We start from the raw sequence: 26,387 nt of genomic DNA, 5'->3' as shown, positions 1-26,387 counted from the left end.
CTGGACTGCGTCCGGACATTAACATGGCGTTAATACGCGCGCCACGGCGACTCCTAAAGCCCGAATCGGCGCGATTGGAGCTCCGTTAGAGGAGTGCGGAGGTGGCGACCGGGTTGATCCAGGTCACCCCCATTCAATGGCGCCGCTGCGACAATGTTGTCCCGCACTACCCGCACGAGGAAAGCCGTGACCGACTCTTTGCAAGCCCTGATCGGTAGCGTGCTGCTGCCCGGGACCGATACATCGCTGGCGGCGACCCAGGCACGGATCCGTATTGCCCGCGACGGCGCCAACGTCGCGCTGTCCGTGGACGTCGGAGTGCCGGTCGAAGGCATGCGCACCGAGCTTGAGGCCGCGATCCGCGCGGCCGTCGAGGCCGAAGGCTCGCAGCTGGCACGTCTGGAACTCGGCCAGCGCATCACCAGCCACGCGGTCCAACCCAAACTCTCCCCGCTGCCGACCGTGCGCAACGTCATCGCCGTTGGCTCGGGCAAGGGCGGTGTCGGCAAGTCGACCACGGCGGTGAACCTTGCGCTGGCGCTGGTCGCAGAAGGCGCACGCGTCGGGGTGCTGGATGCGGACATCTATGGCCCGAGCATTCCGATGATGCTGGGCCTGTCGGGCAAACCGGACAGCCCGGACGGCAAGTCGATCGAGCCGATGCGCGCCCACGGCGTGGAGACCATGTCGATCGGCTTCCTGGTCGAGCAGGACACGCCGATGATCTGGCGCGGTCCGATGGCGACCTCGGCGCTGACCCAACTGCTGAACGACACCCGTTGGGGCGATCTGGATTACCTGATCGTCGACCTGCCGCCGGGCACGGGCGATATCCAGCTGACCCTGGCGCAGAAGATCCCGGTCGCCGGCGCGGTCATCGTCACCACGCCGCAGGACATCGCCACCCTGGATGCGAAGAAGGCCCTGAAGATGTTCGAGAAGGTCGAGGTGCCGGTACTTGGGCTGGTCGAAAACATGGCGGTGCACGTGTGCAGCAACTGCGGCCACGCCGAGCACATCTTCGGCGAAGGCGGCGGGCAGCGCATGGCCAGCCAGTACGATGTGCCCCTGCTGGGTAGCCTGCCGCTGCAGCGCGAAATCCGCGAACAGGGCGATGCGGGCGTACCGATCGTGCTGGCACAGCCGGATTCGGCAGCAGCGGCGGCCTACCGCGACGCGGCCCGGCGGATCGCGGTGGCGTTGGCTGGGCGGCCGCGGGTGACTCCCTCGATATCGGCGTCGCTGCTCTCGTAACGGGCACGTTGATTGCCGCGGCAGCCGCCCGCACCGCGGCGGTCTACAATCGGGGGCTTTCCGCCGGGACTTCCGCCCGGCCGGAACCGATTGCATCCGGGAACCCAACGCATGAGCATCAAGTCCGACCGCTGGATCCGCCGCATGTCCGAAAAAGACGGAGGCATGATCGAGCCGTTCGAGCCGGGCCAGGTGAAGCACGTCAATGGCGAGCGCATCGTCAGCTACGGCACGTCCAGCTACGGCTATGACGTGCGGTGTTCGCGCGAGTTCAAGATCTTCACCAACATCAATTCCACGATCGTGGATCCCAAGAACTTCGATCCCGGCAGCTTTGTCGACGTCGAGGCGGACGAGTGCATCATCCCGCCCAACTCGTTCGCGCTGGCGCGCACGGTGGAGTACTTCCGCATCCCGCGCGACACGCTGGTGGTTTGCCTGGGCAAGAGCACGTATGCGCGCTGCGGCATCATCGTCAATGTGACGCCGCTGGAGCCGGAGTGGGAGGGCCACGTCACCCTGGAATTTTCCAACACCACTCCGCTGCCGGCGCGGATCTATGCCAACGAAGGGGTGGCGCAGATGCTGTTTTTCCAGGCTGCGGCCGATGACATCTGCGAGACGTCCTACGCCGATCGTGGCGGCAAGTACCAGGGCCAGCGCGGCGTTACCCTGCCGCGTACCTGAGCGCGATCAGGGACCGACGGACAGGCGCGCTCAGTCGAGCGCGGCGTGCAATAGCTCGATCCGCTTGATCAGCAGTTCGGGCTTGTAGCGCAGGGCGGTCGCGCTGCCCCAGACCGGCCGCGGCCAGGCGATGTCCTCGCGGTAGCGGGCGATCACGTGGATGTGCAGTTGCTCGACCTGGTTGCCCAGCGCGGCGACGTTGAGCTTGTGCGGCTGGAACGCGGTGCGCAGGGCGCGGCTGCAGCGATCGATCTCGCGGGTCAACGCGGCTTGCTGCTCCGCGTCGAGGTCGATCCATTCCACCGCGTGCTCGATGCGCGGCACCAGGATCAGCCACGGGTGGTTGGCATCATCCATCAAGCGCAGCTCGCTGAGCTCAAGGTTGGTGACCGGGTGGGTGTCGTCGGCGAGGCGTGGATCCAGCCGCCAGCCGAGGTCGCGCGGCGGTCTCATCGCAGGTTCTCCTCGAAGAAGTCGATGCTGCGCTGCCAGGCCAAGGCCGCACTGGCGGCATCGTAATCGGCGCGCGGTTCGCAGTTGAAGCCGTGCCCAGCGGGGTAGACGTGAACGCTGGCGACCGGGTATGCCTCCCGGTGCCGCTCGACGTCAGCGGCGGGGATGCTGCGGTCCTTGCTGCCGAAGTGGAACATCATCGGTGCGCGCAGCGGCTCGTCCAGGAACTGCACGTTGCGGCCGCCGTAATAGCTCACCGACGGCAGTCCCAGGCGGGTGTTGGCGAGCAGGGCGATGCTGCCGCCCCAGCAGAAGCCCACGGCGCCGGTTCGCAGCCCCTCGGCCTGGAGGAGGGTCGCGGCAGCGTTCGCAAGGTCGACGGCGCGATCGATGCCCAGCGCACGCGTCAGCGCGAGTCCGGGGGCGATGCCGGCAGCGTCGTATTCGAGCTCGACATCGCGCTCGACCGGGTCGAACAGCGCCGGTGCCAGCGCCACGAAGCCGGCGTGGGCGAAACGGTCGGTGACATCGCGGATATGCGCGTTGACCCCGAAGATCTCCTGCAGCACCACGACGGCGCCGCGCGACGGCCCGGTGGGCTCGCTGCGCCAGGCGCGGATGGAGCCGTGCGGGGTTTCCAGATCGGTCCAGCGGTTCATGCGGCGCTCCGTTCAGCTGTCCGGCAGCTTGGCCAACGAGTTGATTCTAGCGCCAAGGCTATAATTGCGGTTCCCGAATACCGCGATCGCTCCCGGCACTGTTGCAAGGAGCGCTCCGCTTTTTCCGTTGACTGGTCACGCCATGCCCGTGCAAGACACTTTGTCCAAAAATCCGAAGGTCGGTTTCGTCAGCCTTGGCTGTCCCAAGGCGCTGGTCGACTCCGAGCGCATCCTCACCCAGCTGCGGGTGGAGGGCTACGACCTCGTACCGCGCTACGACGATGCCGACGTGGTGGTGGTCAATACCTGCGGCTTCATCGATTCGGCGGTGGCCGAGTCGCTGGACGCGATTGGCGAGGCGATGGCCGAGAACGGCAAGGTGATCGTGACCGGCTGCCTGGGCAAGCGCGCGGAAGTCATCCGCGAGGCGCATCCCGGCGTGCTCTCGATCAGTGGCCCGCAGGACTACGACAGCGTCCTCAGCGCGGTGCATCTGGCCGTGCCGCCCCGGCACGACCCGTTCATCAGCCTGTTGCCGGACATGCAGATCGAGGGTGTCGGCATCAAGCTGACGCCGAAGCACTACGCGTACCTGAAGATCTCCGAGGGCTGCAACCACCGCTGCAGCTTCTGCATCATTCCCTCGATGCGCGGCAACCTGGTGTCGCGCCCGATCGACCAGGTCCTGCGTGAGGCGGAGAAGCTGGCGATGGGCGGGGTCAAGGAGTTGCTGGTCATCTCCCAGGACACGTCCGCCTATGGCGTGGATGTCCGCTACGCCGAGCGCGAGTGGCGCGGCAAGACCTACCAGACTCGCATGAAAGCGCTGTGCGAGGGCCTGGGCGAACTGGGCCTGTGGACCCGCCTGCACTACGTGTATCCGTATCCGCACGTGGACGAGATCATTCCGCTGATGGCGGAGGGCACGATCCTGCCGTACCTGGACATTCCCTTCCAGCACGCCAGCCCGCGCATCCTCAAGTTGATGAAGCGGCCCGGTGCGATCGACAAGACCCTGGCGCGGATCCAGCGCTGGCGCGAGATCTGTCCGGAGCTGACGATCCGCTCGACCTTCATCGTCGGCTTTCCCGGTGAGACCGAGGCCGAGTTCGAGGAGTTGCTCGACTTCCTCGACGAAGCGCAGCTCGACCGCGTCGGCGCATTCGCCTACTCGCCGGTGACCGGTGCCAAGGCCAACGAGCTGCCCGATCCGGTCGACGAAGCGGTCAAGCAGGAGCGGCTCGGGCGCTTCATGGAGCGCCAGGCGGAGATTTCCGCGCAGAAGCTCGAGGCCAAGGTCGGCAGCGTGCAGCGCTGCATCATCGACGCGGTCGACGGCGAGCTGGCCATTGGCCGCTCCATGGCCGACGCCCCGGAGATCGACGGCGTCGTGCAGATCCAGAACGGCTACTTTGCCGGCCTCAAGCCCGGCGACTTCGCCGATGTCCAGATCATGGGCAGCGACGAGCACGACCTCTACGGCGAGGTGTCGTTCGAAGATTGAGCGATGCGCCTTGCGGTCCGGAGTGGGACGGAGCAGCACGAGTGGCGAATGCAACGTCCGCAAACTGAAGTTGCGCGCAATCGGCCGGATCGTCGATCCTGCCCCATGCCACTCCACTGTCGCCAGCCATGCTGATCCTGCCGCTGCATCGCCCGCTGTCGCGCGCGACTTTTCCGTTGGTAACGACGGTACTGATCCTGGTCAACGTGTTGGTGTTTGTCGGTTGGCAGTCCGGTGATGAGGCGGCGATGGCCCGCACCCAGCAGCACTATCTGCAGTCGGACCTCGGGCGCTACGAGGTTCCGGCCTATGAGCGCTACCTGCTGGGCAAACGTCGGATGGATCTGCTGGAGCAATTCAAGCAGGTGCCCGCGTCGGCGCAGCCCGGGTACGTCGCCACCCACACGCTGACCGATATCGCCTTCATCGCTGCACTGCGCTCGGGCGAACTGTTCGACGATGAGGCGGATTGGAACGCGTGGAAGGTCGCGCGTCCTGCATATGACGCACAGATCGACCAGGTATTCACCCTGCGTCATCTGCTGCGTAGTTCCGAGATCGATCCGTGGCGCATGGTGAGCTCGGCGTTCCTGCACGGCGGGATCATGCACCTGCTGGGAAATATGCTGTTCCTGCTGGCGTTGGGCCTGCTGGTCGAGGGCGCGATCGGCTCAGGCCGGTTCCTGGGCGTGTACCTGCTGGGCGCGGTCGGCGCCAGCGCGGCCTCACTGATGTGGCGGTGGGGCGAAGCCGGTGCCGGCCTCGGCGCCTCGGGCGCGGTGGCCGGGCTTATGGGGGCGTTCTGCGTGGTCTGGGGGCGGCAGCCGGTACGGTTTTTCTACTGGGTCGGAGTGGTATTCGACTACGTCCGTGCGCCGGCGATCTGGCTGCTGCCGCTGTGGCTGGGCTGGGAAGTCTGGAACCTGATCGCCAACGACCATCTGGAGATCGGCTTCGACGCGCATGCAGGTGGCATAGTCAGCGGCGCAATCATGGGCGCGGTGCTGGTCGCCACGGGCCAGGTTCGCCACGACTTCATTCGCGATGCAGGCGCGCAGGCGCGAACGGATGGCCGCTGGCAGCGTGCGCAGCTCCATTTGTGTCGGATGCAACTGGCCGAAGCCGATCGGTTGCTGGAGGAACTGGCGCTCGAACAACCGGCTCGCTTCGACGTCCGGCTGGCGCTGTATCGGGTCGCCCGCAACGGCCAGAGAAGTGGGGCCATGGCGGGGCGTGGCGCGCGGTTGCTGGCTATCGACACGCTTGATTCCGAAGAGGTGCGCGAACAAATCGCGGTACTTGCCGAACTGGATGCCGCCGCCCTCGCGCCGAAGCCGTCGGACCGACTCGCGCTGGCGCGACGATGGCTGGATGCCGCCCAGTTGGACGCCGCCGAGGCGGCGCTGTTGCCCGGTTCGGGTAACGATCCCTCGGAGCAGGCACGTTTGTGGTTCCGATTGGCCCTGGGCTGGCGCGACCAACGTGCCGACGATGCGCACCAGCGTGTATTGCGCCTGTTGACGGAGCGCTACCCGCAGCAGCCAGAGGCGGACAAGGCACGTTTCCTGCTCGCCGAATTGATTGGCCAAGAGGAGATTGGACCCGCAGTAACGGTCCTGCGATAAACGCAGAGAGGAGATCAGCCGGGGACGCCGGAATGGAGGCCATCAATGCCTCGGGAGGTCGCCCACCTTCCGCACTCGTCGCGCGCCGCTCAAGCCTGCGCAGGCGCCCGATGTGGATCCGGCAGCAGTTGTGTCGCTGCATCGATCTTCGCTTGCAATATCCCGTCTTCGCAGCGCTCGCGCGCCTGTGCGAGCAGCGCTCGCGCCTCTTGGTCGCGATCGCCGCGCTCCAGCAACTGCAGCGCGTTTTCCAGCGCCCACCCAGGTGCAGATGGGTCGCGGGGGTGAGCGCGCAGCAGCGCCAGCCGGGCGTCGAGCGCCAACTGTTTTTGGCCGGACAGGCGGGCGCGCTCAATAAGCTGTTCGGCCATCGGTACCTGCATCGGCACGAAGTCGGGATCGGCATCCAGGGATTCGCGCAGCAAGCCGATCGCCCGGCGATCGTGTTTTTCCATCACCAGCACATTGAGGTATTCACGCGCATGGCCGGACAGGGCCGCAGCGTTGCCGCCCTGCTGCAGCAGACGGCGATACAGCTCGTGTGTTTCCATGCCAACCGCACGGCTGCGGATTTCACCCCGGAGCAGCTCCAGGGCGGTGTCGAGCTGGCCATCGCGAACGTAACCTTCGGCCTCTGCCAGAAGGTCGGTGTCGGGGGAACGGCGACCGGGCAGGGTTTCGGTACCGGTGGGAACGTACCCCAGTACCTCGTGGTACTGGTACACGAGATACCCCATCAGGTGGAACGCCGCGAACAGCGCCCAGAACGACACTGCGCTCACCATCAGGTCGGCCACTACCGGAGGCATGACGCCGGCCAGCCAGACCGTGGCGGTGAACATGCTGGCCTGGATCACGAACAACAGTCCGAACACGGCCATGTAGGGCCAACCGATGCGCGAGACCAAAGCCAATGGCGTTGCCGGGTTGAGGGCGTGGGGCAAGCTGCCATCCATCGCCAGTGACATGATGCAACCCGGCTGCAGGAACGCGATCAGGGCGATCGTTGCCAGTCCGATAACCGGTCCCCCCAGCACGGTCGCCAGCAGGATCACTGCGATGAAGATCAACTGCATGGCAATCAGGCGGATTACCACGCCGCTATCGGTCCCCAGCACCACTTCGGGCGCTTCCATTCGGCCGTCGGCCGTCGTGCGCAGGACCTCGAACGCGTATTTGTAGGCGCCGATCCAGACCAGGATGGTGAACACCACGCCGATCACCGGGATCAGACCGAGCAGGCTTGCCAGGGTCAGGGCCAGCAGGCTGGAGAACGCCGCGCCGCGCAGCGGGTACAAGGTGATCGAACGCAGCCGTTGCCAGAAAGGCAGCGGTGCGGCGCTGGGGCTGGTTGGCATCGGGCTCGCTCCATGAACAGGGCGTTCATTTTGCGATAGACCGACGCAGCCTGGCAAAACCTTTGCGCTTGACGACGTGGCGAGGCCTCAGTCCTCGTAGGACACATCGACGATTGCGAAGCGGTTGCTGCCGCCTGGCAGCTCCGCGTCGAACTCGTCGTCCACGCGCTTCTTGAGCATCGCCCGCGCCAGCGGTGAGTCGATGCTGATCCAGCCGCGGCCGGCATCGGTCTCATCGGGGCCGACGATGCGGTGGGTGCGGATCTCGCCAGTGGCGACGTCCTCCACCTCCACTGTTGCCCCGAAAAACACCGCGCCCTCATCCTCGGGCGTGGAGTCCACCACGCGCAGCGCCGGGATGCGCTTGCTCAGGTAGCGCACGCGGCGGTCGATCTCACCGAGCTGCTTCTTGCGGTAGGTGTACTCGGCATTCTCGGATCGATCGCCCTCGGCAGCGGCGGCCGCCAGTGCGCGGACGACCTCGGGACGCTTCACCCGCCACAGCTCGTCCAGCTCGGCCTTGAGCGTCTCGTGGCCGGCGCGGGTGATCAGCGCGGTGCTGGCGGCGACCGGCGGGCGCCAACGGCTCATGGTCGACTGCTCAAGCTTATTGCGCGCCCTGGCGCGTCAGGCCGTAGTCCAGTCCCGAGTCCGGTTTCTTGCCGTCGGCGTCGAGCATGACGATGCGCTCCCTGGATTCGATCCCGTACAGCTGGTCCTCTTCGGTCTTGCTGTTGGGGTCCAAGCGGATCACGGAGTCGTTGGACTCGACCGACCAGTGGCCGTCGATGGACCAGCTCCCGTCGGGGCGCTCCTGATAGACGTGGGTGGTGCGGTAGGTACCGTCGGGCTCGAGCACCAGGGTGACGTCCATGCCCGGGCAGTCCGCGCACGGCAGCGTGCCGGTGAACGACCCGGCAAACTCGCGCTGGTCGATGGTGGAAGCGGGGCCTTCACCGGTGGGAATGACATCCACGGCGGCTGACTGCGTCGCCTCCGCGCGGGTTTCGTTCGCGGCTGTGTCAGTCGACGGTCCGGCGGGCTCCCGGGAGCAGGCGGCCAGCGCCAGTGTTGCGATGCATGCGAGGGCGATCAGGTTTCGGGTCATTGAATGGGCTCCTTGGGTTGCCGGTAAGTCATTTCGGGTGATTCATTTCTTGCCGCCGAACAGGCCGCCCATGACGCCGCGCAGGATCTGTCGGCCGACCTGGTTGCCCACGGTCCGGGCGCTCTGTTTGGCCATGGTCTCGACCATCCCCTGGCGGCGCTTGGTACCGAAGACAATGTCGCGGATGGACTGGCCGAATCCGCCGGCCTCCCCGGTGATGGGTTTCGCATCGGGGGCGTTGGCCTCGCTCGCGGCGGCGTCGGCCTTGCGCGCCAGCAGCTCCATGGCCGATTCGCGGTCAATGCGCTCGTCGTATTTGGCACCGATCGGGCTGCCTGCGCGCACCTGGTCGCGCTCGGCATCGGTGATCGAACCCATGCGGCAGCGGGGCGGCGCCACCAGCGTCCGCTCCACCGGCATCGGTACGCCCTTGTCCTGCAGCGTGGATACCAGCGCCTCGCCGGTACCCAGCCCGCCGATCGCCTTGGCCACGTCCAGCTCGGGGTTGGCGACAAAGGTCTCCGCCGCCGTCCGTACCGCCTTCTGGTCGCGCGGGGTGAAGGCGCGCAGTGCGTGCTGCACGCGGTTGCCGAGTTGGCCGAGAATGTTGTCGGGCACGTCGTCGGGAAACTGCGAGCAGAAATACACGCCTACGCCCTTGGAGCGGATCAGCCGCACGACCTGTTCGACGCGCTGGCGCAGCGCGGGCGGTGCGTCGTTGAAGAGCAGGTGCGCCTCGTCGAACACGAACACCAGCTTGGGCTTGTCCAGGTCGCCGACCTCGGGCAACTGCTCGAACAGTTGCGACAGCAGCCACAGCAGGAAACTGGAATACAGCCGCGGCTTCAGGATCAGGCTGTCGGAGGCGAGGATGCTGATCATCCCGCGACCATCGATGTTGGTCCGCATGATGTCGGAAAGCTCCAGCGCAGGCTCGCCGAAGAAGTGGTCGCCGCCGTCGGACTGCAGGCGCAGCAGGGCGCGCTGGATCGCGCCGATCGATGGGCTGCTGACCAGGCCGTACTCGGTGGAGATCGTCTTGCGCTCGGCCGCCAGCAGGCTGAGCATCGCGCGCAGGTCGGGCAGATCCAGCAGCAGCAGGCCGCGGTCGTCCGCGACCTTGAACAGGATATCCATCACCCCCGACTGGGTGTCGTTGAGCTCGAGCATCCGCGATAGCAGGGTCGGGCCGATCTCGGTGACCGTGGCGCGCACCGGATGGCCAAGCTTGCCGAACAGGTCCCAGAACAGGGTCGGGCTGCCCTCGCTGGTGTAGCCGTCGACGCCGATCCCGTCGATCCGCGCCTGCAGCTTCTCGTTGATCGTTCCCGGCAATGCCAGACCGGCGACGTCGCCCTTCACGTCGGCCAGGAACACCGGCACGCCGATCCGCGAGAACCCTTCCGCCAGGGTCATCAGGGTGACGGTCTTGCCGGTGCCGGTCGCTCCGGCAACCAGGCCGTGGCGGTTGCCCAGCCGTGGCAGCAGGAATACCTTGCCGTCGGTTTCTGGCAATGAGTGCGGCGTGGTGACGGCCTTGCCGACGAGCACTGGCGGAAGAGTGGGCATGCGGGTTTCCGGGGCGGGACTGCGGCTGATTCTATGGCCTGACGGGCGGCGGTGCAGGCGGTCGATTGCGGTGCCTGCTCGGCACAGACTACCCTGCATGCCGCTTCCCCTTGCCTGATCCCATGCCCGCACAACATTGTTTTTCCCGCCTGTTCGCCGCTTTTTTCGGCGCCGCCCTGCTGATGATGTCGGTGGATGCCTCCGCCCTGTCGCGCCGCGACCAGGCGGCGGTTGATGCCATCACTGCCCGCATGGAAGCCGCCGAAACCGCCTACAAGCAGGCGCTGGTGAAGATGGGCAACGCCGATCCGGCCGGCAGCGGCGAGGCCGACAAGGCGCTGGAGGACATGGAGGACGTCGTCGCCGCCTGCTCGGGCCAGCGCGGTTGCTCGGTGCCATCGCTGCTGAGCACCTACAAACGGCTGCTCAAGCTCACCGCCGACATCGAGGGCAGCGACCTGCTGTTCGACGAACTGCCACCGGGCACCGCCGGCCACCACATCACCTCGTTCGCCGAGGACGTGCCGGAGGCCGCTCGAGCGGCAGCGCTGCTGGATGACGACGGCCATCGCTTCGACCGCATGGTCCAGTACAACCCGGCGGTGCAGGAAGGCATCCGCCGCTGGCTGACGGACATGCGCGGCGCGCTGCTGACCAGCTACGAGAACTACCAGTACATGCGACACCTGATGTGGCCGCAGTACGAGCGCGCCGGGCTGCCGGAGGCCTTGCTGTTCGGCATCCTGGCCAAGGAGTCCAACGGCCGCGTGCACTCGACCTCGCGCGCAGGCGCTGCCGGGCCGCTGCAGTTCATGTACGCCACCGGCAAGCGCTTCGGCCTGGGCGATGACGGCACCGGGTTTGATACCCGTTACGACGCCTACGCCGCCTCCGAGGCCAGCGTCTCCTATCTCAACGAGCGGATGCGCGAGCTCAACGGCAACATCGAACTGGCCCTGGCCGCCTACAACGGCGGGGAAGGGCGCGCACTGCGGGTCTACCAGGGGGCGGGTGGCAAGGGCTTCTGGGATGCGGACGTGTATGCGCAGTTCCCGCCGGAAACCCGCGACTACGTGCCGATGGTGATCGCCGCGGCATGGCTGTTCCTGCATCCGGACGAGTACGGCCTGACGCTGCCCAGGGTCGACCCCAAGCCGGCCCAGCTGCGTCTTGAGCAGCCGGCGTCGATCTACCAGTTGACGATCTGCCTGGGCAACCGCGGCGTGCGCGAGGGTTACATGCGCGCGCTGCGCAATTACAACCCGCGCTACCAGGCAGACGATCGTCTGCCCGCCGGCACGATCCTGCAGGCGACCACGCGGATTGCCGGTCTGTACAAGCGCCAGTGCATTCGCGGGCCGCGCGCGGACATGGCGCGCGAGCTGGTCGCCAGCGATCCGGGAAGGGCGATCAAGTAAGCACGCGCAGGCCCGGTTCGCCGGGCCGCACAGTCAGCGTCGCAGGGTGGCCAGGGCCTGACCCAGCTTGACCGGCGCCTCCGGGCCCAGGCCGGGCGCGAGGTCGGCCACGCCCGCGGGCAGCAGCACGATCACGGTCGAGCCGTAGTTGAAGCGGGCCATCTCCTCGAAGCGCTCCACCGTGATGTCCTCGCCCCGGTAGTCCTTGACGGTGGTGGTCGTGCCGTAGGCCGGGATTTCCTCGCCGCTCCAGACAGTCTCCACGCCGGAAACCAACAGTGCGCCGACCATCACCACCGCCATCGGGCCGAAGTCGGTGTCGAAGTGGCACACCAGGCGCTCGTTGCGGGCAAACAGCCGCGGCACATGCTGTACAGCCGCCGGGCCGACGCTGAAAAGACGCCCCGGCACATGCACCGTCTCGCGCAGGCGTCCCGTCCATGGCATGTGCACGCGGTGGTAGTCGCGCGGCGACAGATACACCGTGGCGAAGATTCCCTTGTCGAATGCGCGCGCCGCGTCGGCATCGCCCAGCAGTTCGGCGGTGGTGAACGACTGGCCCTTGGCCTGGAAGATCCGGCCGCTGCCATCGGCATCGGCGGTGATCGCGCCGCATTGGCTGACGCGTCCGTCCGCCGGCATCACCAGCACGCGCGGGTCCGGGTCGGCAACGCGCGCGCCGGGTTTCAGCGCCCGGGTGAAGAAGGCATTGAAGGTCGGGTAGTCGGCCGGATCGGACTTCGCCGCCTCCGACAGGTCAACGCCGAAACGCTGCGTGACCGTGTCGATCAGCCAGGCGCGCAGGCGCGGGTTGTCGGAGTAGGCGAGGCGGCGCGCCATCGACGAGAGCAGCCGGTGCGGCAGCACATAGGTGAGTCGGGTGGTGAGGCTCATGGCACTCTCAGGGCGCGCTGGCGGCGGTCAATGCGGCAAGGTCGGCGGCAAGCGCGGCCGGGTCGAAGGGCTGCTGGACCACGCCGGACATGCGGCCCTGCGGATCCAGCACGGCCATCGTCGCGCTGTGGTCGACCGAATACTGGTCCGCCGGTGCGCCGTCTTCCGGCGGCACCTTGGCGAACACGAGGCTCAGCGAGCGGGCGAACCGCTCCAGCGAGGGGATGTCCGCCGTCGCCGCCAGGGTGTCCTTGTGGAAGGCGTGGGCATACTCGCCGATGCGGTCGGGCGTGTCGCGCTCCGGGTCCACCGAGACGAACAGCACGCGCGGACGCACCGCGTCGGGAATCGACTCCCACTGCTGCTGCGCCTGGGCCATTTGCGACAGCGTCAGCGGGCAGATGTCGGGGCAGTGGGTGAACCCCAGGAACACCAGCGTCCAATGTCCGTTGAGCTCGCCCGGGACCAGTTGGGTCCCGTCGGACTGGCGCAGGCTGAAGTCCGGCAACGGCCGCGGCGGGTCGAACAGCTTGACCGCGCTGGTCTGGGGCCATGCCGATGGCGCAGGGTCGCCAAAGAAATGCTTCGACGCGATCAGGCCCAGCCCAGCGGCCAGGGCGACGAACAGGATGACGAGGGTACTGCGGTTGAACATGGACAGCCCGGTGGTGGAGCGGATCAGCGGCCATGATAGCCGCCCGCTGCCGCTATAATCGCCGGTCTTCCGCAGAGCCTGCTGCCATGACCGTCGACCGTGCCGATTTCGGCTCCGCCCAGTTCGAGCAGATCTCGATCATCGACCTGATCCGTTTCGGCGGCAGCCGCCTGGCCGAGTCCGGCCTGGCCTTCGGTCACAGCTACGACAACGCGCTGGACGAGGCGACCCAACTGGTCCTGCATGCGCTGTCGATGCCGCATGACCTCAGTCCGGTCTACGGTGCCTCGCGCGTCACCGCTGATGAGAAGCAGCGTGTGATGGGCTTGCTGGAGCGGCGCATCAACGAGCGCATCCCGGCCGCCTACCTGACCGGCGAGGCCTGGTTCGCCGGGCTGAGCTTCAAGTCCGATCCGCGCGCGCTGGTGCCGCGTTCGCCGATCGCCGAGCTGATCGAAGCGGGTTTCGAGCCGTGGCTGGGCGGGCGCGAGGTCAGCCGCGTCCTCGATCTGTGCACCGGCTCGGGCTGCATCGCCATCGCCACGGCGCACTACCACCCGCACTGGCAGGTAGACGGCGTGGACATCGACGACGACGCGCTGGCGCTGGCGGCGGAGAACCAGCAGCGCCTGCTGGCCGACAACGTGCGCCTGCGCAAATCGGACCTGTTCAACGATCTCCAGGGCGAGGTCTATGACCTGATCGTGACCAATCCGCCCTACGTCACCCACGACGAGACCGATGCGCTGCCGGCCGAATACGCCCACGAGCCCGAGCTCGGCCTGCGCGCCGGCGAGGACGGTCTGGACCTGGCCCTGAAGATCCTGCGCGACGCGCCAAACCACCTGTCTACCGATGGCCTGCTGATCTGCGAGGTCGGCGAGGCGGAACGTGCGCTGGTCGAGCTGCTGCCCGAGCTGCCACTGGAGTGGGTGGAGTTCAAGGTGGGTCAGATGGGCATTTTTGTCGCCGAGCGTGCCGATCTGGTCGCCCATCATGCGAGGATCAAGGACCTGGCCGACGCTCGCGGCTGAATCAGTACCAGGTGCGGCCCCGGCCCGGCCGTCGCCCCAGTGGAGGCACCAATTTGGCCAGCAACACGTACGGAAAGCTGTTTGCGGTAACCACCTTCGGCGAGAGCCACGGGCCGGCGATCGGCTGCGTGGTGGATGGTTGCCCTCCCGGTCTCGAGATCGATGCCGCGGACTTCCGCCACGATCTCGAGCGCCGGGCGACCGGTAAGTCCCGGCACACCTCGGCGCGCCACGAGAGTGACGAGGTCGAGATCCTTTCGGGCGTTTACGAGGGCCGCAGCACTGGCACTCCGATCGCACTGCTGATCCGCAATACCGACGCGCGCAGCCGCGACTACGCGAAGATCGCCGAGCAGTTCCGGCCCGGCCACGCCGACTACACCTACTGGCACAAGTACGGCATCCGCGACCCGCGTGGCGGCGGCCGCTCGAGTGCGCGAGAAACCACGATGCGCGTCGCCGCCGGGGTGATCGCCAGGAAGTGGCTGGCGCAACGGCACGGCATCCGCATCCAGGGCTTCCTCTCCCAGCTCGGCGACATCCGCCCCGCCTCGATGGACCTGTCGGTGGTCGAGGACAACCCGTTCTTCTGGCCCGACGCGGCCCAGGTCCCGCAGCTGGAGGCGTACATGGACGCGCTGCGCAAGTCCGGCGACTCGGTCGGCGCTCGCGTGGATGTCTGGGCTGACGGCGTCCCGCCCGGCTGGGGCGAGCCGATCTACGGCAAGCTGGACGGCGAACTCGCGGGCGCCCTGATGAGCATCAACGCAGTCAAGGGCGTGGAGATCGGTGCCGGTTTCGGCGCCGTCACCCAGAAGGGCAGCGAGCATCGCGACCAGCTGGGCCCGGACGGTTTCGCGTCCAACCATGCCGGCGGCATCCTGGGCGGCATCAGCAGTGGCCAGCGCGTCACCTGCTCGGTCGCCTTCAAGCCGACCTCCAGCCTGCGCCTGCCGGTCGACAGCCTGGACATCCACGGCAATACCGTTGAAGTGGTCACCACCGGTCGCCACGATCCCTGCGTCGGCATCCGCGCCACGCCGATCTGCGAGGCTATGGTGGCCGCGGTCCTGATGGACCAGGCGCTGCGGCACCGCGCCCAATGCGGCGATGTCGAGGTGCCAGCCATCCCCACCCCCACAGCAATTCCCGGATAGCCCTGTCATGAGCAAGCCCGTCAATGTCGCGATCGTCGGTGCCACCGGCGCGGTCGGCGAAACCCTTCTGGCGATCCTCGCCGAGCGCCAGTTCCCGATCGGCGAGCTGCACCTGCTGGCCAGTGAGCGCTCCGCCGGGGAAAAGCTCGAGTACGGCGCACGCAAGCTGGTGGTGCGTGATATCGCCGGGTTCGATCCCGGCGGCGTGGACATCGCCCTGTTTGCTGCCGGCAGCAGCGTGTCGCGCGAGTACGCGGCAAAATTCGCCGCGGCCGGAGCCGTCGTCATCGACAACTCCTCCGAGTTCCGTGGCGACGCGGACATTCCGCTGGTCGTCGCCGAGGTCAATCCAGAAGCATTGCGCGAGCGCCCGCGCGGCATCATCGCCAACCCGAACTGCTCCACGATGCAGTTGATGGTGGCGCTGGCGCCGCTCCACCGCCGCGCGACCATCGAGCGGATCAACATCGCCACCTACCAGTCGGTGTCGGGCACCGGTCGCGCCGCGATGGACGAGCTCGGCAAGCAGACCGCCGACATGCTCAATTTCCGCAGCGTCGAGTCCAACGTCTATCCCGTCCAGATTGCCTTCAACGTGATCCCCCACGGCGGCGACTTCACCGACAACGGCTACACGACCGAGGAGATGAAGCTGGTCTGGGAGACGCGCCGGATCCTTGGCGATGACCGCATCGGGGTGAACGCCACGGTGGTCCGCGTGCCGGTCTTCTACGGCCACTCCGAGGCCGTGCACATCGAGACCAGGGACAAGATCACCGCCGAGGAAGCCCGCGAACTGCTGCGGGCGCAGCCGGGCCTGGAAGTGGTCGATGAGCACATCGATGGCGGCTATCCGACCGCGGTGACCCATGCCTCGGGCAATGACCCGGTCTATGTTGGCCGCATCCGCGAGGACATTTCCCACCCGCGTGGGCTGTCGCTCTGGGTGGTGGCCGACAACATCCGCAAGGGTGCGGCGCTGAACGCGGTACAGCTGGCCGAACTGGTCGTGGCGGAGCGTCAATGACGTTGCCGCGCGCGCATTGCTGCGCGCTGCCTGCGCCGTTAGAGTCCCCGGCAGGGGAATCGAGGGGGTGCCTGTGAATCCATTGATGCGCGCCGCGTTCGCGCTGGTCCTGATGCTAGCCAGTGGAACTGCTGCGGCCCTGGGGCTGGGCCAGATTCAGTTGAAGTCCAAGCTGGGCGAGCCGCTGCTGGCCGAGATCATTATCGTGTCCAGCGATCCGTCGGAGCTGGAAGGCCTGCGCGCCGGCCTCGCCTCGCCGGAGACGTTCGCCCGCATCGGTCTGGATCTTCCGCAGGGCGCCGTTGCGGACCTGCAGTTCACGCCGGCGCTCAACGACGCGGGCCGACCGGTGATCCGGGTCACCAGCGTGGCCCCGATCGAACAGCCGCTGCTGAGCTTCCTGGTCGAGGTCGACTGGGGCCAGGGCCGGCTGGTACGCGAATACTCCACGCTGATGGACGCGCCGCGCACGCTGGCCGCCTCCGCCCAACCGTCGATACAGGCGCCGACCCAGGCGCAAAGCAACGTGATTGTCCGCGACGCGGGGGCGGAACAAACGCGGCAGTCCTCGGCCGCTGAGGTCGATGCCGGCGCTGAGGTCGATGCCGGCGATGCCGGCGACGAGCGCCCGGTGGCGGCGAACGATCCGGTGCCCGCCATCCCGACGCCCGCGCAACCGGCATCACCGCCAACCCGCTACGGCGCGGTGCAGAGCGGTGAACACCTGTCGAAAATCGCTGCGGGTCTGGAGATGGACGGCAACCTGCAGCAGCGGATGATCGCCCTGCTGCAAGCCAATCCGGACGCGTTTATCGGCGGCAATATCCACATGCTCAAGCAGGGCGCGGTGTTGCGGATTCCCGCTGCCGATGAGGTCGCGGCGATCACCGCCGCGCAGGCAGCGGCGCAGGTGCGCGAACAGACCAGCGCGTGGCGGGTGGCATCGCAGCCGGTCCCGCAGCCGCAGGTGGCGGACGCGGTTGGAGAGTCTGCGGATATCGCCGATACCGTGGCCGCCGCGCCTGCGGCCGCGCCCGCCGACGGTGCGCGACTGGAAATTGTTCCGCCCGGCGCCAGTGATGCGTCGCGCGCGGGTACCCAATCAGGCCTCAGTGCCGGAGGCGAGGGCGACATGGTGCGACAGGAATTGCAGACAACCACGGAAACCCTCGCGGCCCGGGACGCGGAGCTGGCCGACCTCAAGAGTCGCATCGATACTCTCGAGCAACTCCAGTCCGACCAGCAGAAGCTGCTCGCGATGAAGGACGCCGAGCTTGCATCCGCGCAGGAGCAATTGGCCCAGGCGCAGTCCGCCCAGTCGACCGTCCAGGCGAACGAGGCAGGTGGCTCCGCGGTGCCATGGCTGGTGGGCGGGACGCTCCTGGTGCTGGCACTTGTGGCTGTCTGGTGGTGGCGCCGACGCGTGGACTCGGTGCCGCGCTTCCGGGCGCCGGTTGCGCCGGCTGGCGCGTCATCGACCCCGCCGCGTGGGTTTGCTGCCGGCCCCGTCCCCGGCCCCGGCGTCGCTGCCGCCCGTCTGGAGCCGAGCATGGTGAACCCCAACCTGGCGAATCGTTCCGCGATGGGCGGTCGGGCGGCAGATGACGAGTCAGTAGCCTTCCCGACCCCGATGCTCGCGCCGGTGCCCGGATCCAGCGCTGCATCGCCCGCCGCTGCTTCGGCGGCGGCGGTCCCCGCATGGCACGGCGCCCCGGCAGGTGCCAGCGAGGGCAACGAGCCGGTCGCAGCGCCAGTCATCGATGATTCGCCGGACGCGCCGCGCAGCCCTGCTGTTTCGCCTGTACGTCCAGTCCGTGCCGACGATGCGCCCGGTATGGAGCGCCTGGAGTTGGCTCGCGCCTATCTCGACCTGGGCGATGAGGACAGCGCGCGGCAGTTGCTCGGCGAGTTGCAGGTCAGTGGCAGTCTGGAGGCGCGTCAACAGGCCGCGCGCCTGTTGCGGGAGCTGGGGTAAGCGGTGCCGACGGAAAACGGAACGCTGCCGGACCCGATCGGCCCTGACTCCCCCGTTCAAACTGCTGCGGAGAACCAGTCAAGCCAGCGTCGCTGGGTGCTGGGCGTGGAGTACGACGGCGGCAATTTCTCGGGCTGGCAGCGACTGAACAGGCGCGACGAGCCGGAGCGGCGCACGGAACCCACCGTGCAGGCAGCGTTGGAGCAAGCCGTCAGCATCGTCGCGGGTCGGGAGATCGGCGTAGTGTGCGCCGGACGCACCGACGCCGGAGTGCATGCCGCGACCCAGGTGGTGCATTTTGATGGCCCCGCGCAGCGCGACCCGCGTGGCTGGGTGCTGGGCACCACCAGTAACCTGCCGCCGTCGGTGTGCGTGAAATGGTGCGTGCCCACGACCGATGAATTCCACGCCCGGTTTTCCGCCCGTGCGCGGCGTTACCGCTACACCATCCTCAATCGGGCGGTTCGGCCTGCCTTGCAGCACCAGTACCTGAGCTGGGTGCGCAAAACGCTGGATACGGACGCGATGCATCAGGCGGCGCAGCATCTGGTCGGCGAGCATGATTTTTCCGCGTTCCGGACCGTGCACTGCCAGGCGCCGCACGCGCGCCGCGATCTGCACCACATCGCCGTATCGCGCGAGGGCGATCTCGTCACCGTGGAGGTCCAGGCGAACGCCTTCCTCCACCACATGGTCCGCAACATCGTCGGGAGCCTGCTGCTGGTGGGGCAGGGTGAGCGTCCGGCCGGCTGGCTGCGCGAGGTCCTGGACGGGCGTGATCGCAGCAGGGCCGGCCCCACAGCGCCGTCGGCGGGTCTGGTGTTTGTCGGTCCGCGCTATCCCTCCCACTGGCAGCTGCCGGGTGAAGTCACCCTGTGAGCGGCGCGACGTGCGGGTGTATCCAGACTATATTCGTGGGTCCACCCAGCGCGGAGTGGTCCAGAAGCCCGGCCATCAGGAGCGAGTGTTGAGGATGTTGTCTTGAAGCGGACCCTGTTTCGCACCCGGATCAAGTTCTGCGGTCTCACCCGACCAGGTGATGTGCGTCTTGCGTGCGAGCTGGGCGCCGACGCGATCGGTTTCGTGTTCGCCCACGGCAGCAGCCGCCGGATCGCCCCGGCGGAGGCGCGCGCCATGCGCCAGGCGCTGGCACCGATGGTGGACTCTGTCGCCCTGTTCAGCGACAACCCGGCCGATGAAGTCCGCGAGGTCGTGCGCCAGATCCGCCCCAGCCTGCTGCAGTTCCATGGCAGCGAGGATGATGCATTCTGCCGAGCGTTCGGCGTGCCCTACCTCAAGGCCATCGCGATGGGCAGCCCGATCGCGAACGAGCACCCTGCGGCCTTGCAGCAGCAGTACCCCAGCGCTGCCGGCTTTCTTTTTGACAGCCACGGCGCCGGCGCCAGCGGCGGCAGCGGCAAGGTATTCGACTGGTCGCGCATCCCGGCGGGCGTGCAGAAGCCTTTCGTGCTGGCCGGCGGCCTGACTGCGGACAACGTGTTCGACGCGATCATTGCCACGATGCCGTGGGCGGTGGATGTCTCCAGTGGCATTGAAAGCGCGCCCGGCTTGAAGGATGGCGACCGGATGCGCCGATTCGTCGAACAGGTCCGCCGAGCCGATTGCCACGTGCTGGACTGACGCGTCCGTCGAAGCCCTCTTCAGATTCCGCCCGGATACCGCGCACATCGTTGCCCGCGGTCGCCAAACCTCCCCCGGTGAAACCGAGTCATGACTTCCCCATTGCCATCCGATACCCCCATCGATTACCACGCCTATCCGGACGAGAAGGGGCATTTCGGGCGCTTCGGCGGCCGATTTGTCGCCGAGACCCTGGTCGGGCCGCTGCAGGAACTCGCCGACGCCTATGACGCCGCGCGCGTCGATCCGGCGTTCATCGCCACCTTCGAGGACGACCTGGCCCATTACGTCGGCCGGCCGAGCCCGATCTACCACGCCCGCCGCCTGAGCGAGGAAGTGGGCGGGGCGCGCATCCTGCTCAAGCGCGAGGACCTCAACCACACCGGTGCGCACAAGATCAACAACACCATCGGCCAGGCTTTGCTGGCCAGCCGCATGGGCAAGACCCGGATCATCGCCGAGACCGGCGCCGGCCAGCACGGTGTCGCCAGCGCCACGGTTGCCGCGCGCCTGGGCCTGGAGTGCGTGGTGTACATGGGCGCGACCGACATCGAGCGCCAGAAGATCAACGTCTACCGCATGCAGTTGCTGGGCGCCCGCGTGGTGCCGGTGACCAGCGGCTCGGCCACGCTGAAGGACGCGCTGAACGAGGCGATGCGCGACTGGGTGACCAACATCGCCGACACCTTCTACATCATCGGCACCGTGGCCGGCCCGGATCCGTACCCGCGCATGGTGCGCGATTTCAACGCGGTGGTCGGCCGCGAGGCACGCGCGCAGATGCTCGCCGAATACGGACGCCTGCCCGATGCGGTGACCGCCTGCGTTGGCGGCGGCAGCAACGCGATCGGCATCTTCCATGCCTTCCTCAATGATCCGCAGGTCCGCATCGTCGGCGCCGAAGCGGCGGGCGAGGGCATGGACAGCGGGCGCCACGCCGCCTCGCTGGCCGCGGGTCGGCCCGGGGTCCTGCACGGCAACCGCACCTACCTGCTGTGCGATGACGATGGCCAGGTCATCGAGACCCATTCGATATCCGCCGGCCTGGACTACCCCGGCGTCGGGCCGGAGCACGCGTTCCTGAAGGACACCGGGCGCGCCGAGTACGCGGGTATCACCGACGAGGAAGCGCTGGCCGCGTTCCACCAGTTGATCCGCACCGAAGGCATCCTGCCGGCGCTGGAGTCCAGCCACGCGGTGGCGCAGGCGGTAAAGCTGGCACGCGGGTTGCCGGCCGATGCGATCGTGCTGTGCAACCTGTCCGGTCGCGGCGACAAGGACGTGCACACGATCGCCCAGCGCGAGGGGATGGTGCTGTGAGCCGCATCGCCGCCCGCTTCGCCGCACTGAAAGCACAAGGCCGCAAGGCGCTGGTGCCCTTCATCACCGCCGGTGATCCATCGCTGGAGGCCACGATGCCGGTGATGCACGCCCTGGTCGCCGCCGGCGTGGACGTGATCGAGATCGGCGTGCCGTTCTCGGATCCGATGGCCGATGGCGCCACCATCCAGCACAGCTCCGAGCGCGCGCTCGCCCGCGGCGCCGACATGGACTACGTGTTCGAGACCGTGCGCCAGTTCCGCGAGGACAACCAGGACACCCCGGTGGTGCTGATGGGCTACCTCAATCCGGTCGAGATCCGCGGTCCGGAAGCGTATGCGCAGCAGGCGGTTGCCGCCGGTATCGACGGTGCGCTGCTGGTCGACCTGCCGCCGGAGGAAGCGCTGGAGTACCGCGAGGCCTTCGACCGCCACGGCCTGGCGCTGATCCTGCTCGCCGCGCCGACCACCTCGGCCGAGCGCATGCAGCGCCTGCTCGCGCTGGCCACCGGCTACCTGTACTACGTGACCTACGCCGGGGTGACCGGCGGCGACCATCTGGACACCGGCGCCGCCGGTGAGCGCCTGCGCGCGATCCGCGCGCTCGACAAGGTGCCCGTCGTCGCGGGCTTCGGGATCAAGGACGCCGCCAGCGCCGCGGCCATGGCCGTGCACGCCGACGGGGTGGTGGTCGGCAGCGCGCTGGTCGCCGCCATGGCCGACGCGCTGGATCCCGCCGATGCCGCGCGCAACGCTGCCGCATTCCTGCTGCCACTGCGCGAAGCCCTCGACCGCCTGCCCCAGGCCTGAGGCACGGACCGGCGAACGCCTGCGGTAAACTGCCGCGTTCGCCGGCGCTACCGGCAACCGCCCGTCGCCATTGCATGGCCGCGGGCGGACACAGACACTTCCGGATCATTGCACCGGACCAATTACAGGGAATCCGCAACGCATGTCCTGGCTCAAGAAACTCATGCCTTCCGGCATCCGGACCGAGACGCCTGTCGCCAAGCGCCGCAGCGTGCCCGAAGGCCTCTGGGAAAAGTGCGACCGCTGTGGCGCGGTGCTCTACCGTCCCGAGCTCGAAGAAAACCTCGAGGTCTGCCCCAAGTGCAGCCACCACCGCGCCATCCGTGCGCGCGCCCGCCTTACCGCCTTGCTGGACGGTGGCAGCACGACGGAAATCGGCGCCGAGCTCGGTCCCACCGACGTGCTCAAGTTCCGTGACCAGAAGCGCTACTCGGACCGGATCAAGGCCGCGCAGAAAGCCACCGGCGAGCGCGACGCGCTGATCGCCATGAAGGGCGAGCTGAAGCAGCGCCCGCTGGTGGCGTGCGCGTTCGACTTCGCGTTCATGGGCGGATCGATGGGCTCGGTGGTCGGCGAGCGGTTTGCCCTGGCCGCCGAAGCGGCGCTGGAGGCAGGCTGCCCAATGGTGTGCTTCACCGCGACCGGCGGCGCGCGCATGCAGGAAAGCCTGTTCTCGCTGATGCAGATGGCCAAGACCTCCGCCGCGCTGGGCCGCCTGCGCGCCGCGGGCCTGCCCTACATCGCGGTGCTGACCCATCCGACCACCGGCGGTGTATCCGCGTCGCTGGCGATGCTGGGCGACATCAACATCGCCGAGCCCGAGGCGCTGATCGGCTTCGCCGGCCCGCGCGTGATCGAGCAGACCGTGCGCGAGACCTTGCCGGAAGGTTTCCAGCGCAGCGAGTTCCTGTTGGAACACGGCGCCATCGACCAGATCTGCGACCGCCGCGAGATGCGTGACCGGCTGGCCGACCTGCTCGCCATGATGATGCGCCAGCCGCAGCCAGCGGACGACGCCGGGGAGAACGGGTAATGGGACGTCGTTATTTCGGCACCGACGGCATCCGCGGGCGGGTAGGCGAGGGCGCCATTTCCGCGGACTTCCTGCTGCGCCTGGGCAATGCCTACGGCTACGCGCTCAAGCGCTCGGTCGAGTCCGGGCGGGCGTGGCGCAAGCCTGTCGTGATCATCGGCAAGGACACCCGGATCTCCAACTACATGTTCGAGGCCGCGCTGGAAGCCGGCCTGGTGGCGGCCGGCGTGGACGTGCAACTGATGGGTCCGATGCCGACCCCGGCGGTCGCCCACCTGACCCGGTCCATGCGCGCCGACGGCGGCATCGTGATCTCCGCATCGCACAATCCGCACTACGACAACGGCATCAAGTTCTTCTCCGCCGAAGGCGAGAAGCTGGACGACGCCACCGAGCTGGCGATTGAAGCCGCCCTGGATCAGTCCTTCAGCACCGTGCCGTCCGCCGAGCTCGGCAAGACCGCCCGTACCCGCGACGCCATCGGCCGCTATGTCGAGGCCTGCAAGACCTCGGTGCCCAAGGGCTTTGACCTCGGTGGCATGCACATCGTGCTGGACTGCGCGCACGGCGCGACCTACCAGCTCGGCCCGCTGGTGCTGCGCGAGCTGGGCGCCAAGTTGGACACGATCGGGGTGGATCCCAACGGGCTCAACATCAACGACGGCGTGGGCACGACCCATCCGGAGGCATTGGCAGAGCGCGTGCGCAGCACCGGCGCCGACCTGGGCATAGCCTTTGACGGCGACGGCGACCGGGTGATGTTCGTCGACGCCGACGGGACCGTCCACGACGGCGACGACCTGATCTACGTGCTCGCCAACGACTGGCGCGAGAGCGGGCGGCTGCAGGGCCCGGTGGTCGGCACGCTGATGACCAACTACGGCCTGGAGCGCGCTTTCGAGCAGGCAGGAATCGAGTTCCTGCGCGCCAAGGTCGGCGACCGCCACGTGCACCAGAAGCTGGTCGAGCATGGCGGCGTGCTGGGCGGCGAGGCGTCCGGCCATCTGCTGTGCGTGGACCGCACCAGCACCGGCGACGGCATCGTCAGTGCGCTGCAGGTGCTGGAAGTGCTGCGCCGCCGCGGAATCAGCCTGAAGCAGGCGCTGGCCGGCCTGGAACGCGTGCCGCAGAAAACCGTGAACGTGCGCTGCGGCGACGGAGTCAAGCCTGCCGAAATGCCCTCCGTGCAGGCCGCCCTGGCCGAAGCCCAGCAGGCCGTCCACGGACGTGGCCGTGCGTTCCTGCGGCCGTCAGGTACCGAGCCCGTGGTGCGCGTCACGGTGGAGGCCGATGATGACGGCCTGATGCAGTCGACCCTGGATCGCCTGGCAGGCGCGGTGCGCGAAGCAGCGCAATAGCGCGCCGCCACTGCCCCCAGCCGGCTACCGCTACTTTGATGAGGTTGTAGACGCCATGAGCACGACCCGTATCCCGATCTTCGATATCAGCCGCTTCGACGAGCCCGCCCAACGCGACGCCTTTGTCCAGGAACTGGGCGCGGCGTACCGGGAGTGGGGCTTCGCCGGCGTGCGCGGCCACGGCATCGGGCAGGCACAGGTCGACCGCAGCTACGAGGTGTTCCAGCGCCTGTTCGCACTGCCCGAGGACGTCAAGCGGAAGTACCACGTCGCCGGTGGCGGGGGCGCCCGCGGTTACACCCCTTTCGGCATCGAGACCGCCAAGGGCGCGCAGCACTTCGATCTGAAGGAGTTCTGGCACGTCGGCCGCGAGATCCCGCGTGACTCGCGCTACGCAGACTCCATGCCCCCCAACGTATGGCCCGGGGAACTGCCGGAGTTTCGCGAGGTCGCCTACGGCCTGTACCAGTCGCTGGACCGGCTCGGCGCCAAGGTGCTCAGCGCGCTGGCACTGCACATCGGCCTGGACGAGCACTGGTTCGACGACAAGATCGACAGCGGCAACTCGATCCTGCGTCCCTTGCACTATCCGCCCATCACCAGCCTTGAAGTGCCCAACGAGCGCGCCGGCGCGCACGAGGACATCAACCTGATCACGCTGCTGGTCGGCGCCAGTGCAGAGGGCCTGGAGGTGCTTTCGCGCTCGGGCGAGTGGGTGCCGTTCACTGCCGATGCCGACACGATCGTGGTCAATATCGGCGACATGCTGCAGCGGCTGACCAACCACGTGTATCCGTCCACGACCCACCGCGTGGTTAATCCCCAAGGCGAGAAGGCGCGCCAGCCGCGTTACTCCACGCCGTTCTTCCTGCACCCCAATCCCGACTTCCTGATCGACGTGCTGCCCGGCACGGTGACCGCCGACAACCCGAGCCGGTACCCCGAGCCGATCACCGCGCAGGGATACCTGGAAGAGCGGCTGCGCGAGATCAAGCTCAAATAGCCGTCCAGAACCCCGCCGGGCGCCGTGCGGTAGAATCCCGGCTTTCACACGCGGGGGTAGGCATGGCACGTCGCAGGATTGTCGCTGGTAACTGGAAGTTGCACGGGGATCGCCGATTCTCCGCCGAGCTGCTGGATGCGGTCGCCGCCACCGAAGCTGCCCCCGGCGTCCAGCGCATCATCATCCCGCCGGCGGTGTACCTGGCCGAGTTGATTGCCCGGTACGCCGACAAGGGGCTGGAATTCGGCGCCCAGGACGTCAGCGAGCATGCGAGCGGCGCCTACACCGGCGAGATCTCCGCGCAGATGCTGGCCGATGTAGGGGCCGGCTACTGCCTCGTCGGTCATTCCGAGCGCCGCCAGTACCATCACGAGACCAGCGAGCTGGTCGCCGCCAAGTTCCGCGCGGCCAAGGCGGCAGGCATCGTTCCCATCCTGTGCGTGGGCGAGAGCCTGCAGGAGCGCGAGGACGGCCAGACCGAGGCGCGCCTGCAGGAGCAACTGGCGCCATTGCTGGTCGACGGCGCCAAGGCGCTGGACGGGGCCATCGTCGCCTACGAGCCGGTATGGGCGATCGGCACCGGCAAGACCGCCAGCCCCGAGCAGGTGCAGTCGGTGCACGCATTCATCCGTAGCGGAGTCGCATCGCAGGATGATAGAATCGCTGGCTCGCTTCCGATCCTGTACGGCGGCAGCGTAAAGGCCGACAATGCCGCCGCCTTGTTCTCACAAGCGGATGTCGACGGCGGCCTGGTAGGCGGCGCGTCGCTGGTGGCCGCCGACTTCAACGCCATCGCAGCCGCGCTGGCATCCTGACCTGCTCCGGGCCTGGCCCGGGCAACTGACC

The 26,387-nt window shown here is 67.7% G+C and carries 24 protein-coding genes and 1 pseudogene; 17 read left to right on the top strand and 8 right to left on the bottom strand.

Features of this window, described 5'->3' with window-relative positions:
• The first annotated feature begins 399 nt into the window (after window positions 1-399).
• On the top strand, window positions 400-1,254 hold the full coding sequence (gene apbC, locus INQ43_RS08155) for an iron-sulfur cluster carrier protein ApbC (RefSeq protein ID WP_248285401.1): 855 nt from the start codon (window positions 400-402) through the stop codon (window positions 1,252-1,254).
• A 111-nt stretch (window positions 1,255-1,365) separates the two neighbouring features.
• Window positions 1,366-1,941 carry a dCTP deaminase gene (gene dcd / locus INQ43_RS08150; protein WP_194033829.1) on the top strand — a complete coding sequence of 192 codons (576 nt, stop codon included), beginning with the start codon at window positions 1,366-1,368 and terminating at the stop codon, window positions 1,939-1,941.
• A 30-nt stretch (window positions 1,942-1,971) separates the two neighbouring features.
• Here the strand turns inward: dcd and INQ43_RS08145 are convergent, their stop codons facing one another.
• Window positions 1,972-2,394 (bottom strand): HIT family protein, encoded by a 423-nt coding sequence (locus INQ43_RS08145; RefSeq protein WP_194036116.1) that lies wholly within the window; start codon window positions 2,392-2,394, stop codon window positions 1,972-1,974.
• Window positions 2,391-3,053 carry a dienelactone hydrolase family protein gene (locus tag INQ43_RS08140; protein WP_194036115.1) on the bottom strand — a complete coding sequence of 221 codons (663 nt, stop codon included), beginning with the start codon at window positions 3,051-3,053 and terminating at the stop codon, window positions 2,391-2,393. Before INQ43_RS08140 ends, INQ43_RS08145 begins: the two co-directional genes overlap by 4 nt.
• Window positions 3,054-3,213: 160 nt before the next feature.
• Between INQ43_RS08140 and rimO the strand changes: the two genes are divergently transcribed.
• Window positions 3,214-4,557: a 30S ribosomal protein S12 methylthiotransferase RimO gene (gene rimO / locus INQ43_RS08135; RefSeq protein WP_194035817.1), complete on the top strand. Its 1,344-nt coding sequence runs from the start codon at window positions 3,214-3,216 to the stop codon at window positions 4,555-4,557.
• A 128-nt stretch (window positions 4,558-4,685) separates the two neighbouring features.
• Window positions 4,686-6,182: a rhomboid family intramembrane serine protease gene (locus tag INQ43_RS08130; protein WP_194036114.1), complete on the top strand. Its 1,497-nt coding sequence runs from the start codon at window positions 4,686-4,688 to the stop codon at window positions 6,180-6,182.
• Window positions 6,183-6,271: 89 nt separating this feature from the next.
• On the opposite strand, the gene INQ43_RS08125 is transcribed toward INQ43_RS08130, so the two are convergent.
• The 4 genes from INQ43_RS08125 to INQ43_RS08110 all read right to left on the bottom strand — a co-directional run bounded on the left by INQ43_RS08125 (window position 6,272) and on the right by INQ43_RS08110 (window position 10,217).
• Window positions 6,272-7,540 (bottom strand): DUF4013 domain-containing protein, encoded by a 1,269-nt coding sequence (locus tag INQ43_RS08125; protein ID WP_194033825.1) that lies wholly within the window; start codon window positions 7,538-7,540, stop codon window positions 6,272-6,274.
• A gap of 87 nt (window positions 7,541-7,627) precedes the next feature.
• Window positions 7,628-8,131 carry a transcription elongation factor GreB gene (gene greB / locus INQ43_RS08120; RefSeq protein ID WP_194033824.1) on the bottom strand — a complete coding sequence of 168 codons (504 nt, stop codon included), beginning with the start codon at window positions 8,129-8,131 and terminating at the stop codon, window positions 7,628-7,630.
• 16 nt (window positions 8,132-8,147) lie between these two features.
• On the bottom strand, window positions 8,148-8,648 hold the full coding sequence (locus tag INQ43_RS08115) for a copper resistance protein NlpE (protein ID WP_194036113.1): 501 nt from the start codon (window positions 8,646-8,648) through the stop codon (window positions 8,148-8,150).
• 42 nt (window positions 8,649-8,690) lie between these two features.
• Window positions 8,691-10,217, bottom strand: a complete 1,527-nt coding sequence (locus INQ43_RS08110; RefSeq protein ID WP_194036112.1) for a helicase HerA-like domain-containing protein — start codon at window positions 10,215-10,217, stop codon at window positions 8,691-8,693.
• A gap of 122 nt (window positions 10,218-10,339) precedes the next feature.
• On the opposite strand from INQ43_RS08110, the pseudogene INQ43_RS08105 reads away from it, so the two are divergent.
• Window positions 10,340-11,614 (top strand): annotated as a pseudogene (locus tag INQ43_RS08105) (transglycosylase SLT domain-containing protein); the annotation flags it as partial.
• Between the two features lie 54 nt (window positions 11,615-11,668).
• Here the strand turns inward: INQ43_RS08105 and asd are convergent.
• The gene (gene asd, locus INQ43_RS08100) at window positions 11,669-12,529 is read right to left on the bottom strand and encodes an archaetidylserine decarboxylase (protein WP_194036110.1); all 861 of its coding nucleotides are present in this window, start codon (window positions 12,527-12,529) and stop codon (window positions 11,669-11,671) included.
• Between the two features lie 7 nt (window positions 12,530-12,536).
• A complete protein-coding gene (locus INQ43_RS08095) occupies window positions 12,537-13,184 on the bottom strand; it encodes an SCO family protein (protein WP_194036109.1) in 648 nt (215 codons plus the stop codon).
• Between the two features lie 86 nt (window positions 13,185-13,270).
• Here INQ43_RS08095 and prmB point away from each other — a divergent pair, with 86 nt between their 5' ends.
• The 12 genes from prmB to tpiA all read left to right on the top strand — a co-directional run bounded on the left by prmB (window position 13,271) and on the right by tpiA (window position 26,356).
• The gene (gene prmB / locus INQ43_RS08090) at window positions 13,271-14,218 is read left to right on the top strand and encodes a 50S ribosomal protein L3 N(5)-glutamine methyltransferase (protein WP_194036108.1); all 948 of its coding nucleotides are present in this window, start codon (window positions 13,271-13,273) and stop codon (window positions 14,216-14,218) included.
• A 53-nt stretch (window positions 14,219-14,271) separates the two neighbouring features.
• Window positions 14,272-15,375 carry a chorismate synthase gene (gene aroC / locus INQ43_RS08085; RefSeq protein WP_194036107.1) on the top strand — a complete coding sequence of 368 codons (1,104 nt, stop codon included), beginning with the start codon at window positions 14,272-14,274 and terminating at the stop codon, window positions 15,373-15,375.
• 7 nt (window positions 15,376-15,382) lie between these two features.
• On the top strand, window positions 15,383-16,402 hold the full coding sequence (locus INQ43_RS08080; RefSeq protein ID WP_194036106.1) for an aspartate-semialdehyde dehydrogenase: 1,020 nt from the start codon (window positions 15,383-15,385) through the stop codon (window positions 16,400-16,402).
• Between the two features lie 67 nt (window positions 16,403-16,469).
• A complete protein-coding gene (locus INQ43_RS08075; protein ID WP_228062450.1) occupies window positions 16,470-18,377 on the top strand; it encodes a FimV/HubP family polar landmark protein in 1,908 nt (635 codons plus the stop codon).
• Window positions 18,378-18,413: 36 nt separating this feature from the next.
• Entirely contained in the window at window positions 18,414-19,256 is an 843-nt protein-coding gene (gene truA / locus INQ43_RS08070) for a tRNA pseudouridine(38-40) synthase TruA (RefSeq protein ID WP_194037623.1), read from the top strand.
• 102 nt (window positions 19,257-19,358) lie between these two features.
• The gene (locus INQ43_RS08065; protein ID WP_194036104.1) at window positions 19,359-20,018 is read left to right on the top strand and encodes a phosphoribosylanthranilate isomerase; all 660 of its coding nucleotides are present in this window, start codon (window positions 19,359-19,361) and stop codon (window positions 20,016-20,018) included.
• Between the two features lie 90 nt (window positions 20,019-20,108).
• The gene (gene trpB / locus INQ43_RS08060) at window positions 20,109-21,338 is read left to right on the top strand and encodes a tryptophan synthase subunit beta (protein ID WP_194036103.1); all 1,230 of its coding nucleotides are present in this window, start codon (window positions 20,109-20,111) and stop codon (window positions 21,336-21,338) included.
• Complete coding sequence (trpA, locus tag INQ43_RS08055; RefSeq protein ID WP_194036102.1) at window positions 21,335-22,147, top strand: tryptophan synthase subunit alpha; 813 nt, start codon at window positions 21,335-21,337, stop codon at window positions 22,145-22,147. The genes trpB and trpA overlap by 4 nt, the downstream gene beginning before the upstream one ends.
• A 142-nt stretch (window positions 22,148-22,289) precedes the next feature.
• The gene (gene accD / locus INQ43_RS08050; protein WP_194036101.1) at window positions 22,290-23,180 is read left to right on the top strand and encodes an acetyl-CoA carboxylase, carboxyltransferase subunit beta; all 891 of its coding nucleotides are present in this window, start codon (window positions 22,290-22,292) and stop codon (window positions 23,178-23,180) included.
• Window positions 23,180-24,538, top strand: a complete 1,359-nt coding sequence (gene glmM, locus INQ43_RS08045) for a phosphoglucosamine mutase (RefSeq protein ID WP_194036100.1) — start codon at window positions 23,180-23,182, stop codon at window positions 24,536-24,538. The genes accD and glmM overlap by 1 nt, the downstream gene beginning before the upstream one ends.
• Before the next feature lie 55 nt (window positions 24,539-24,593).
• Window positions 24,594-25,541, top strand: coding sequence for an isopenicillin N synthase family oxygenase (locus INQ43_RS08040; protein ID WP_194033808.1), 948 nt, complete (start codon window positions 24,594-24,596; stop codon window positions 25,539-25,541).
• Between the two features lie 62 nt (window positions 25,542-25,603).
• Window positions 25,604-26,356 carry a triose-phosphate isomerase gene (gene tpiA, locus INQ43_RS08035; RefSeq protein WP_194036099.1) on the top strand — a complete coding sequence of 251 codons (753 nt, stop codon included), beginning with the start codon at window positions 25,604-25,606 and terminating at the stop codon, window positions 26,354-26,356.
• Window positions 26,357-26,387: the final 31 nt, after the last annotated feature.

The organism is Lysobacter sp. H23M47, assembly GCF_015209765.1.
In the GTDB taxonomy this organism is placed as follows: domain Bacteria; phylum Pseudomonadota; class Gammaproteobacteria; order Xanthomonadales; family Xanthomonadaceae; genus Novilysobacter; species Novilysobacter avium.
The sequence above is the reverse complement of the archived record's forward strand: the minus strand, read 5'-3'. Positions and strand labels throughout refer to the sequence as shown.

Bases quoted from the DNA above. Each gene is read 5' to 3' on its own strand.
- glmM (WP_194036100.1), top strand. From the start codon at position 23,180: ATGGGACGTCGTTATTTCGGCACCGACGGCATCCGCGGGCGGGTAGGC.
- trpB (WP_194036103.1), top strand. From the start codon at position 20,109: ATGACTTCCCCATTGCCATCCGATACCCCCATCGATTACCACGCCTAT.
- INQ43_RS08145 (WP_194036116.1), bottom strand. From the start codon at position 2,394: ATGAGACCGCCGCGCGACCTCGGCTGGCGGCTGGATCCACGCCTCGCC.
- asd (WP_194036110.1), bottom strand. From the start codon at position 12,529: ATGAGCCTCACCACCCGACTCACCTATGTGCTGCCGCACCGGCTGCTC.
- dcd (WP_194033829.1), top strand. From the start codon at position 1,366: ATGAGCATCAAGTCCGACCGCTGGATCCGCCGCATGTCCGAAAAAGAC.
- INQ43_RS08140 (WP_194036115.1), bottom strand. From the start codon at position 3,053: ATGAACCGCTGGACCGATCTGGAAACCCCGCACGGCTCCATCCGCGCC.
- INQ43_RS08040 (WP_194033808.1), top strand. From the start codon at position 24,594: ATGAGCACGACCCGTATCCCGATCTTCGATATCAGCCGCTTCGACGAG.
- accD (WP_194036101.1), top strand. From the start codon at position 22,290: ATGTCCTGGCTCAAGAAACTCATGCCTTCCGGCATCCGGACCGAGACG.
- INQ43_RS08095 (WP_194036109.1), bottom strand. From the start codon at position 13,184: ATGTTCAACCGCAGTACCCTCGTCATCCTGTTCGTCGCCCTGGCCGCT.
- INQ43_RS08080 (WP_194036106.1), top strand. From the start codon at position 15,383: ATGAGCAAGCCCGTCAATGTCGCGATCGTCGGTGCCACCGGCGCGGTC.
- INQ43_RS08115 (WP_194036113.1), bottom strand. From the start codon at position 8,648: ATGACCCGAAACCTGATCGCCCTCGCATGCATCGCAACACTGGCGCTG.
- greB (WP_194033824.1), bottom strand. From the start codon at position 8,131: ATGAGCCGTTGGCGCCCGCCGGTCGCCGCCAGCACCGCGCTGATCACC.
- prmB (WP_194036108.1), top strand. From the start codon at position 13,271: ATGACCGTCGACCGTGCCGATTTCGGCTCCGCCCAGTTCGAGCAGATC.
- INQ43_RS08110 (WP_194036112.1), bottom strand. From the start codon at position 10,217: ATGCCCACTCTTCCGCCAGTGCTCGTCGGCAAGGCCGTCACCACGCCG.
- tpiA (WP_194036099.1), top strand. From the start codon at position 25,604: ATGGCACGTCGCAGGATTGTCGCTGGTAACTGGAAGTTGCACGGGGAT.
- INQ43_RS08125 (WP_194033825.1), bottom strand. From the start codon at position 7,540: ATGCCAACCAGCCCCAGCGCCGCACCGCTGCCTTTCTGGCAACGGCTG.
- INQ43_RS08130 (WP_194036114.1), top strand. From the start codon at position 4,686: ATGCTGATCCTGCCGCTGCATCGCCCGCTGTCGCGCGCGACTTTTCCG.